Consider the following 9732-nt stretch of genomic DNA (forward strand, 5'->3'; position numbering starts at 1 on the left):
AATAAATTCAGGGTGACGGACCTGCGTTTTTAGCTAGAGGCAGGGAGAACCATACATCCTCCCACACTCCACTAACCTTAACAAGAGATTTTTTAATTATTTGCAACAAGCTGTACATTCAGCTCAAAATCATCATAAATGGTTTTGTCGCCCAGATTTTCGAAAAAGCTTTTCGATCTGAATTTGATATCGTACTTGGTTCTGTCGATAATAATTTTTGCGTTGGCCGTTACTTTATTGTCTTCCTGCTTAACTGTGGCCGGGAAAGTAATTTCGTTTGTAATGCCTTTAATAGTCAGTTTTCCTTTTACATTATAGGTACCAGCGCCTGTGCTTTGGGCCGAAGTGATGTTGAAAGTAGCTTTATCAAACTTATCCACGGCGAAAAAATCAGCACTCTTCAAATGGCCCAATAGTTTTGCATTGGTTTCTTTATCCGTTAAATCAGTTACCGCAATGGTTTTGGTATCCAGTTCGAAACTGCCTCCTTTTAGCACTTTATTATCAAGCGCCAGCGATCCCGAAGTAACGTTGATGGTTCCCGAATGTTCTCCGGTTACTTTTTTGGCCAGCCAGGTGAGTTTACTCTGTTCGGCGTTTACTTTATAATTTACCAGTTTCCTAACCGAAGCTTCGGTAGGTGCTTTAACTTTAGGTTTTGGTCCGTTTAAAGCCGTTAAAGATCCAGCTACGATGGTGGTAGCAATAAGTGCAATCGTTTTGTACTGTAACATTATATTTTGGTTTTTAGTTTAGGTGGTATCTATTTTCCATTTGCCTGTGCCTCAAAATAGGCTGCTGATGGTACTGGTTCTGCAATTAATTCATCGAGTACTTTATTGAATTTTTTCTCGTAATCGTCGTAGTATTTTCCGGTAACGGTTCCTGTATAGCCGGTGTAGATTTCGCGTACTTCTCCTTTACGGTCGATAATGATGGTGGTTGGGTAAGCGATAAATTTGTTCAAAGCCGGAAGTTTATCCGCAACCAAACGTTTATCGGCCAATCCACCGAACAGGATATCGTATTTGATATTGTATTTATCACGGAGCTTGCCCAGAGTATATTTTCCATATTCCAGATCATCTTTCTGTTCGAAACCGATCGCAATGGCTTCTACACCTCTTTTACTGTTTTTATTGAACCAGGGCGAAAGAAATACGGTTTGATCGGTACAATTAGGGCACCAGGTACCTACCAGTTCTACAATCACCACTTTACCTTTATATTTATCATCGGTTAACGAAACCGGCTTACCGTTTAAATCAGGAAAAGTAAAAGCAAGTTTTTTAACACCTTCTTTTAAGTGTGTTAATTTGTAAGGATCAGGTAGTTCTGCCTGACTGTCTTTTACACCTGTGAACTTAAGGTTATCATAAATCCCCTGGCTGATTTCGCCAGAAAGTGTACCATCTTCGTTAATGGTGCCTTTATATATTTTAGGACTGGGGCCGCTAAATCCAGAAAGTACAAACTGGTTTCCCTGTACGGTACCTTCGAGCTCACGGCTATCGCCGGTTACCTGCATAATTACGCCGGTAAGTTTATTGCCTTCCTGTTTTAATATGGCCACCTTGTTTGGAACCGCTTCTTTAGAAAATCCTTTAAACTCCCATTTACCGGTTAAGTTTGCAGTAGGTGCCACATCTTTTCCGGGCTCTACGAAGCGGTACGATTTGCCCTGCTCAGCAGTAAAAGGCAGTGCATTACCCTGTAAACCTGGCACTAAACTTTTATATTCGCCAGAGATCCTGCCATCGCTTTCTATTTTGGCCACTAAAGCGGCATCATAGGTATTCATCTTGATGAACAAAGAATCCTGACCTAAATATTTGATATGGAAATCATCCCTGCGTGTTCCATTTAATAAGGTAAATATGGCATGCTCGGCATCTTTTCCTTTGAGTTCGAAATTAAAAGGTACTTCGGTTTCAGCAACCTTAAACACACCGCGCCAAATTCCTTCTTTTATAAATTTTTTAGCCGCTTTTGGCTCTTCGTCTACCTTGTTTACAGCAAATGCTGTGGTAGAAATGAGGGATGCCAAAGCCAGCACCTGCATTTTTGCAAAGTAATTTTTCATCTTAGTATAATTTTAGGTGTAGGTTAAAATATGGGCTGCAATTAAATGCAGCCCGATATTCAGGTTAGTTGGTTTGGTTTTATTTACTTTTTAGTGTTTGGGTAGAGGCGAGTTTTTCAGGTACCGGTTCAGCAATCAGCTCGTCTAACACTTTATTGAATTTGGTTTCGTAATCGTTAAAATATTTTCCCGTTACGGTTCCGGTATAACCGGTGTAGATTTCCCTAACATTTCCTTTTCTATCGATAATGATCGTAGTTGGGAATGCAATAAATTTATTTAATGCAGGCAGTTTTTCGGCCACTACTTTTTTATCGGCAATGCCACCAAAAAGGATATCGTAAGTAATGCCGTATTTTTCTTTCAGTTTGCCCAGCGTATATTTGGCGTACTCCAAATCATCTTTCTGTTCAAAACCAATGGCTATGGCTTCTACCCCACGTTTTTGGTTCTTTTTAAACCATGGCGAAAGAAAAACGGTTTGATCGGTACAATTCGGACACCATGTACCGATAGTTTCGATAATTACTACCTTACCTTTATATTTATCATCACTTAAGGAAACGTTTTTCCCGCTAAGATCAGGGAAGGTAAAATCGAGTTTGCTATAACCTTCTTTAAGAAAAGTAAGTTTGTAGGGATCGGGAAGTTCGGCATTTTCATTACGCTGACCATCAAATTTCAGGTTTTTGTAAATCCCGAAACCCTGTTCGCCGGTAATGCTGTTATCGTCGTTTATTTTTCCTTTCACAATAAAAGGACTTGGACCTGTAAAACCGGATAACTCAAATTCATCGCCCTGAACAGTACCTTCAAGCTCGCGGGTATCGCCCACAACGGTCATAATTACACCGGTAAGTTTGTTTCCGTTCTGTTTCAATAAAGCAATTGATGCAGGTACCGCTTCTTTTGTATAAGTTTTTATTTCCCATTTGCCCGAGATGTTGTGTTTTGGCGCCACATCTTTACCAGGCTCAACAAAACGGTAACTTTTGCCATGCTCGGCCACAAAAGGCAATGAATTGCCCCTAAAGCCAGGTACCAGACTGCGGTATTCGCCTGTTAAGGTACCATCGGTTTCTATTTTTGCTACCAGCGCCGCATCATAAGTGTTCATTTTTACATAGATCGAATCGTCGCCGCGTCGTTCTACATGAAAATCATCGCGTCTGGAGCCATTAATTAAGGTTAAAATGGCTGTTTGTGGTGTTTTTCCCTTTAATTGGAAGTTAAAAGGCACTTTTGATTCGCTTACACTAAACTCGCCCCTCCAGATCCCTTCTTTAGGGAACGGTTTTGCCACTCTGGCCGATGCAATGCCTCCCAGTAACAATACTGAGGTGGTTAGGCATGCAATTTTTGAGGTAATTCTCGTTTTCATAATCATCATTATTAGTTAAACACTATCGTTTTAGAGTTTTTTGGTAACAAGGCACAATGATCCGCACGGAAAACCATGTAGCAAGGCTGCAGACTGTTTAAACAGCTGTTATGCTATTGATTTTTAACGGGAAACGGTGTATTTACTTGTTACCGGTTAATTTATAATCTATTGCTAGATCAGTTTGAGCACTTTTTCCTATGGAAAGTTGCTAGAAGTTCATCGAGGACTGACTCTCCCTTCTTCTGTATAAATCAACTAATTAATGGTGGTGAATTAATTAGAGTAATAACCTAAACTAGTGGTGGTGATTAGTTTGGGCTGTTCCTGATACCCCGGCAACTTATTTGACTGAAATACATGACCACCATAATATTCTATCAAAATGCCCCGGGGTACCAGGATTTTTAAATGAGAATATCTGAATGAAAACCTTTATCAGGTGATCCGTATCTTAGCTTATATTAGCGGCAACAGCAGTTATACCGACCTGAAAAATTGATCAGAGAATTTGGCTGAGGTTGTCTGCGGAGTTTCATATCGAACGTAGATTTGCTAGTGAACTGTTTTAATTTTTTGTAAAAGTATAAACTTTGAACAATTTACACAAGTATTCCTATAGATTTTATAGACTTTATTTTTAAACAGCTGATTTACAGAAAGATAATTTACAATTGAGGTAGTTTTAGCAGAGGGGATTGGGCAAAGAGCATAGAGGGAGAGTCCCCGATGCTGTCATTCTGAACGCAGTGAAGAATCTTTTTTTAAAAAAAGTTAAACTATTAAGAGATCCTTCGTTGCACTCAGGATGACAAACTATTAGAGTGGCCGTCATCTCGACTGAAGCGCAGTCCCGAATATTCGGGAGAGAGATCATATCGAGACAGATTTCTCTGCTACGATCGAAATGACGGGTTGAAAAATATATTTCAAAAAACTACTATTTCTATAGAATTTATAGTAATTAATTTATACCTTTGTTTTGTCTTCTACGAAAAGTAAATAAACTGATCGGAAAAGAACACATAGTCATGTGGCCGAGTGGCGAGGTAAAGGTCTGCAAAACCTAGTACGGCGGTTCGATTCCGTCCATGACGTCTGAAATTGTATTACATACTTATCAAGAAAGACGGAGGGAATGGCCCTTTGATGTCTTGGCAACCTGTTTTTAACAAGGTGCTAATTCCATCTGCAGATAGCAGAAAAGATGAGTTTGAAAATGGTTAATGCTACTATTTTCGACGAATGATCAATAGCTATCCCCTCTTTCTGAAATTGGTAACCTAAATTTTTAGAAATGTCAGTTCATTTTGATTACCCATCTATCAGGGATTTTTTTGAAATCCACGGAAACACTTCCTGCGAAAAGTTAAACGATTACGAACATTGTAGGGCCGAATCAGACCGGCTTTATAATGAACAGTTAAAAGAAAGCGAAGAAGAAATTCCTACAGAGAATCAAGAAAAAACAGACACCTGAGCCAAAAAGCTCATTCATATAAAAAACCTAAAATGCATTCAACACCACCTATATTTTCAGCATCGACTAAAAGCTCACTTTTTATCATTTTAATCCTTGTTCTTTTCTCAGTACAAACCTGGGCACAATCAAAAGACCCCTCCCCGATTAATTTCCCCACGCCTAAAAATATAGATCACATGCTGTTTTACCTGCAGCGCGATCCGAACACGAATACACTTATTTATGCTTTAAACCTGAAAGAAAATGGCAATATCGATGCCGATTCGCCCATCCAGGTATATTGGATCCGTTATGGCGAGAAGGGGCAAAAAAAAGATCTGGGTTATATCCAACGGAAATTTGCCTACGGTATCGATACCAAAGCACTGGGAGGAGATAAATACGAATTCCATTTTGTATCGCACAAAAAACTGTCTTTTTATCTGCAGCGCTCAAATGATAAAAGCTATCATGCTTCGGTAACAATTAATAACCGCACGATTAAAGTTAACCGGTTGTTTGTGAGGATACAGGGTGGAAGTTTCTGGCTACCTAATGTGAAATATGCCGAGGTAGAAGGGATTGATGAAGCCACAGGCAAAGCGGTTGTAGAAAGGGTAAGTGTGAAGTAGTCTTTCGATTCCGTTCGGGATGACAACTCAACAAAAAGAGCCGTCATCTCGACCGAAACGCAGTGAAGCGGAGATATCTAATCTCAAGGTAGATTTCTCAACTTCGCTGTGCTCCCCTCGAAATGACGATCTGTTAGAGAGATAACAGTATTATTCTGCCTATCTCTGATTATCAACAGCTTTATTAAAGGTTTTATTAAATTCACCTTTAAACCATGTTGCCTTACCGGCTTCCACTAAGTTTGGAGCGATGATGTAATTTCCGGTTTCGGTATCAAGGATTACGACCAGATTATTGGCATTTACTTCGGTGCGGTACCTTCCGCCTGTTTGATCCTGACCGTTTTTAAAACTGATGGCGGTGAACATTAAGCCAGCGCCCAAAAATCCCAATAAAAGGGATTTGGTATCCAATGTGATTTTCATATTCTTAAGATTTATCTGTGTGTAAAATCAAGTTAAGAATTTTGGCTTCTACATTTTAATTCTATCAGAAATATTGCAATCTGTTTGCGGTTAAATTTTAAACATGAGATAGGTTAAAGCTGCTGCAACCAGAATAACGATCAACAATTTGATCAAGAAGCTTTTGAGCGGATTTTGGTTATTTCGGGTATTATCAGAGATGATATTTTTAATATCGGTATCCCTGCTTTGCTGCAACGTATTTCCGCCAACCTTATACTGCATCAGCTTTTCAACATATTCTTTACTTTCAGCAAGTCCTAAACCTGTGGCATCTTTATAATGTTTAATGGCACTAAGTTTATTACCCTGACTTAAAATTGCCAATACCTGTGTATCTAAATCATTAGCATTTATAGCAGGCTTTTGGAATTCAACCTGCAAGCTGTCTATATAATCTTTAGCTTCTTTTAAACCGCAGCGGGTATGGTCGATAATTAGCTTTACAGCCAAAATTTTCTGGTTATTGGCAATGAGTAAAGTTGCTTCTTGCTGCGTTTCGGGACTAACATTAATCATAACTTTAAGTTAACTAAATATTTAAGATTTAATACAACAGACATAAAAAAAACCGTCAGAATTAAACTAGCTTTACAGCCATAACGCTTACGAAAACCTATCATTTTAAAGCATTTGGGCTTAGTTCAGTTATAGAAAACACTTAATTTTTAAAAAAATGAATTACAAAGTCCTGTTCGCCATTCTATTTATGGCCCTTATTACCAATTTAAGTTTTGCACAGAAAACGCCTCCCCCACATACCGACAGTTTATATCAAGCAATAGTAAAAGCTGATAGCCTCTTGTTTAATGCTTTTAACAACTGTGATACCGCTACCTACAGAAAATTTTTAAAAGATGATCTTGAATTTTACCACGATCTGGGTGGACTTACGGTTGGTGCGGATAAAGAAATGTTATCGATCAAAGAAATGTGCGAACGTGGTAACCACATCCGCAGGGAATTGATCAAAAGCAGCCTCGAAGTTCACCCTTTAAAGGGTTACGGTGCGGTCGAAATCGGCATTCACTGCTTTTATCACACCAATAAAGGGCAGAAAGAAAAAATTAGCGGTACCTACAAATTTGTTCAGGTTTGGCAGCTAAAAGACGGTAATTGGAAACTGGCACGCGTAATCAGCTATGGACATAACGATTAGCTAAAAAACCAGGTTTCCATCATGGATTAATGATTTAACTGGCGATACCCTCGAAACGGCTTCGGCAGAGCAGCTTGCATCAACCAGCACTACATTAGCCTGATCGCCTGTTGCAGGCCATTGCCTTTTTCCTTTATCATCGAGGGGAAGGATATTGCCTGTAGCGAGTTTTAATATCCTCGAAAGCTCAAATTCGGTACGGTAACCATAAATTTGTGCAGCGATATTTGCTTTTTGTAAAATGCTTCCTGTACCAAAGGTGTTCCAGTGGTCAACAATGCAATCGTTACCTGCAAGCACTTCTACACCATGTTTGTAAAGGATTGGTATTGGCATCGGATTACCCGAAAGTGGGATGGTAGATGCAATACCTACTTTTGCGGCACCAAGTTTTTCGGCTATTTCTTCGGTTTTCGTTTTATCGAGGTACCTCAATGCAAAAGCATGACTTACGTAGGTTTTTCCTTTCAAAACCGGATTTTCGTTCACTTTATCAATCAGGTATTCGATGGTTTTTATTCCGGATTCGCCTGATTCATGTAAGTGGATATCGATTCCCTTTCCATTATCCAAAGCCAGTTGCACTACGAAATCCATGTGTTTTTCGATACCACCATCGATAGAGGTTGGGTCAAGTCCGCCGATAAAATCGATTTCCATTTTGGCTGCTTCTTTTAATAAATCAGCCGATTTGGTGTAATAAATACCATGCTGAGGAAAAGCTACCAGTTCGGCTCCGAAAGATTTATTTTTATGTTCTAAAGCAAGCTGTAAATGTTTTAAAGAATCGAGTTGAGAAGTAGGATCGATATTGACGTGCGAACGTGCGTAGCTGGTTCCATACGATTGCAGCAATCCGATCAGTTTTTCGGTACGTGGAATGGAAGTTTTTAAAAGCTCGGGGATTACCTGTTGCTCAAAAGCGATCATATCCTTTACCGATCTGTTCTTTTTTAAATGCGCCTGCCAGGGTAAACCATAATAGGTTTTATCCAGGTGGATGTGCATATCCCTAAATGCCGGGAGCATTAATAATCCTTTTGCATCTATGGCTTTTGCTTTGGGCTGATTAGGCAGTACATTTTTGATTTTACCTTTTTCGATTTCTACCGTAAAAAGTTCTGTTTTCGTATGAATTACCTCATCACCATCGTAGTCGAATCCGGTTTCGAGCCTTACATTTTTTAGTGTAAGGGTTTTATCTGCAAAATTTTCTTTTACCATTTCATTTGCCTTCGCGCCTTCTGTTGAAGGAATACAGGTGCTGGCCAGCAAAATAGAAGAGCTTTTGATAAAATCTTTTCGGGAAATTGACTGTGGGTTCATCATAACAGGGTTTTCTTAATTACAAATGTAATATCCTGTCAGTTTTTTCAATAGTAAGATTTATTTCAAAAATTGTATCATTTATAACTATTAGTTTATTTTACAACAAATAATAAACAATTTACAGTTTTATTCATCACTGCTCCCGAAACACGTGTGGTGTAATCTGCGTCTGTTTTTTAAAGAATTTTGAAAAATAAGCTACATCGTAAAAACCGAGATCGAAAGCGATTGCCTTAATTGGTTTTTCGGTTGTTAATAAGATCCGTTTAGCTTCGAGAACCAATCTTTCGTGGATCAGTGCTGTAGCCGATACATTGAAATATCTTTTACAGAGAATATTCAGGTAATTGGCTGAAATATTCAATTGATCGGCATAAAAAGCAACCAATTTTTCTGTTTTATAATGGGCATCAATCAACGAACGGTATCTGAAAAGCAAGGGTTTGGTTTGATAAACGGTATGATTGTTAAAAATTGTTTCCGCTTCCTGGCTGATCATCAGGGCAATCAGCTTGGTTCTCATCTGGATGATTTCCCATAAAATATCCGGCTTTGAAAGTTCGGTTTTAATGTGCTGAAATTCATATAAAATATGCTGATAGGCTTTGTTACTTAAGTTGATTACCGGATAATTCTGGTACATGATTAACGAAAACCTTAAAGAATTGGCCAGCGTTTCGAATATGCTTCTGCTGATCATCAATTGATGGGCATGGGTATCTCCATTTAAATCCCACTTATGGATCTGTTCGGGAAACAATAAATGCAGCTGTTGGCCCTTAACCTGATGATCAACAAAATCGATGCTATGCGTACCACTCCCCGCTTCGAACAACATAAAAAGGAAAAAATCGTGCTTATGGGCTTTTTCGATATGTCTTTTCCCGATGATTTCGTGGTACAATAAATTATTTCCCGCACCCTGGCTGGGCCAGAATTCGCTGATATCGAGCGTCGGGAAATTAGTAATCGCATCCATTGGCGAAAATTAACATTTAAGAATGGAAAATGGAAGAAGATGTAAAATGGATGATGTAGGATGCAAAAAATCGTCATTTCGACTGAAACGTCCCGAATATTCCTATCGCGTGGACACAAATCCAAAGATTCTTTTTCCGCTCCTATGCCGCGGAGGCATGGTAGTTTTTCACTGTTAATGTTGTTTTTAATTGTGTTCAAGAATGCTTCGCATTTTGGGGCGCCAAAGTACCCAAAGCGCTT

10 protein-coding genes, 1 tRNA gene and 2 riboswitches are annotated in these 9732 nt (G+C 39.0%); of the genes, 4 read left to right on the top strand and 7 right to left on the bottom strand.

Annotation, left to right across the window (positions count from 1 at the left end; translation table 11 throughout):
• Positions 1-92 precede the first annotated feature (92 nt).
• The 3 genes from B2V92_RS10685 to B2V92_RS10695 all read right to left on the bottom strand — a co-directional run bounded on the left by B2V92_RS10685 (position 93) and on the right by B2V92_RS10695 (position 3464).
• Positions 93-734 (bottom strand): YceI family protein, encoded by a 642-nt coding sequence (locus B2V92_RS10685; RefSeq protein ID WP_293307680.1) that lies wholly within the window; start codon positions 732-734, stop codon positions 93-95.
• A gap of 29 nt (positions 735-763) precedes the next feature.
• Positions 764-2083, bottom strand: a complete 1320-nt coding sequence (locus B2V92_RS10690; RefSeq protein ID WP_293307682.1) for a peroxiredoxin family protein — start codon at positions 2081-2083, stop codon at positions 764-766.
• A gap of 79 nt (positions 2084-2162) precedes the next feature.
• Positions 2163-3464, bottom strand: coding sequence for a peroxiredoxin family protein (locus B2V92_RS10695; RefSeq protein ID WP_293307684.1), 1302 nt, complete (start codon positions 3462-3464; stop codon positions 2163-2165).
• A 158-nt stretch (positions 3465-3622) separates the two neighbouring features.
• Positions 3623-3720: riboswitch (SAM riboswitch) on the bottom strand.
• Positions 3721-4491: 771 nt separating this feature from the next.
• On the opposite strand from B2V92_RS10695, the gene B2V92_RS10700 reads away from it, so the two are divergent.
• From B2V92_RS10700 to B2V92_RS10710, 3 genes are all read left to right on the top strand, one after another.
• Positions 4492-4562: transfer RNA gene (locus tag B2V92_RS10700), tRNA-Cys, on the top strand.
• A 16-nt stretch (positions 4563-4578) separates the two neighbouring features.
• Positions 4579-4678: riboswitch (SAM riboswitch) on the top strand.
• Between the two features lie 83 nt (positions 4679-4761).
• Positions 4762-4944 carry a hypothetical protein gene (locus B2V92_RS10705; RefSeq protein WP_293307686.1) on the top strand — a complete coding sequence of 61 codons (183 nt, stop codon included), beginning with the start codon at positions 4762-4764 and terminating at the stop codon, positions 4942-4944.
• A gap of 32 nt (positions 4945-4976) precedes the next feature.
• Complete coding sequence (locus B2V92_RS10710; protein ID WP_293307688.1) at positions 4977-5558, top strand: DUF4833 domain-containing protein; 582 nt, start codon at positions 4977-4979, stop codon at positions 5556-5558.
• 159 nt (positions 5559-5717) lie between these two features.
• Here B2V92_RS10710 and B2V92_RS10715 read toward each other — a convergent pair whose 3' ends face one another.
• Positions 5718-5984, bottom strand: coding sequence for a hypothetical protein (locus B2V92_RS10715; RefSeq protein ID WP_293307690.1), 267 nt, complete (start codon positions 5982-5984; stop codon positions 5718-5720).
• A 90-nt stretch (positions 5985-6074) separates the two neighbouring features.
• Complete coding sequence (locus B2V92_RS10720; protein ID WP_293307692.1) at positions 6075-6542, bottom strand: hypothetical protein; 468 nt, start codon at positions 6540-6542, stop codon at positions 6075-6077.
• Positions 6543-6699: 157 nt separating this feature from the next.
• Here B2V92_RS10720 and B2V92_RS10725 point away from each other — a divergent pair, with 157 nt between their 5' ends.
• Positions 6700-7182 carry a nuclear transport factor 2 family protein gene (locus tag B2V92_RS10725; protein WP_293307694.1) on the top strand — a complete coding sequence of 161 codons (483 nt, stop codon included), beginning with the start codon at positions 6700-6702 and terminating at the stop codon, positions 7180-7182.
• Here B2V92_RS10725 and B2V92_RS10730 read toward each other — a convergent pair whose 3' ends face one another.
• Positions 7183-8511: an amidohydrolase gene (locus B2V92_RS10730; RefSeq protein ID WP_293307696.1), complete on the bottom strand. Its 1329-nt coding sequence runs from the start codon at positions 8509-8511 to the stop codon at positions 7183-7185. It abuts the gene before it with no gap.
• 133 nt (positions 8512-8644) lie between these two features.
• Positions 8645-9490: an AraC family transcriptional regulator gene (locus tag B2V92_RS10735; protein WP_293307698.1), complete on the bottom strand. Its 846-nt coding sequence runs from the start codon at positions 9488-9490 to the stop codon at positions 8645-8647.
• Between the last annotated feature and the right edge of the window lie 242 nt (positions 9491-9732).

Source organism: Pedobacter sp. UBA5917, assembly GCF_002432345.1.
In the GTDB taxonomy this organism is placed as follows: domain Bacteria; phylum Bacteroidota; class Bacteroidia; order Sphingobacteriales; family Sphingobacteriaceae; genus Pedobacter.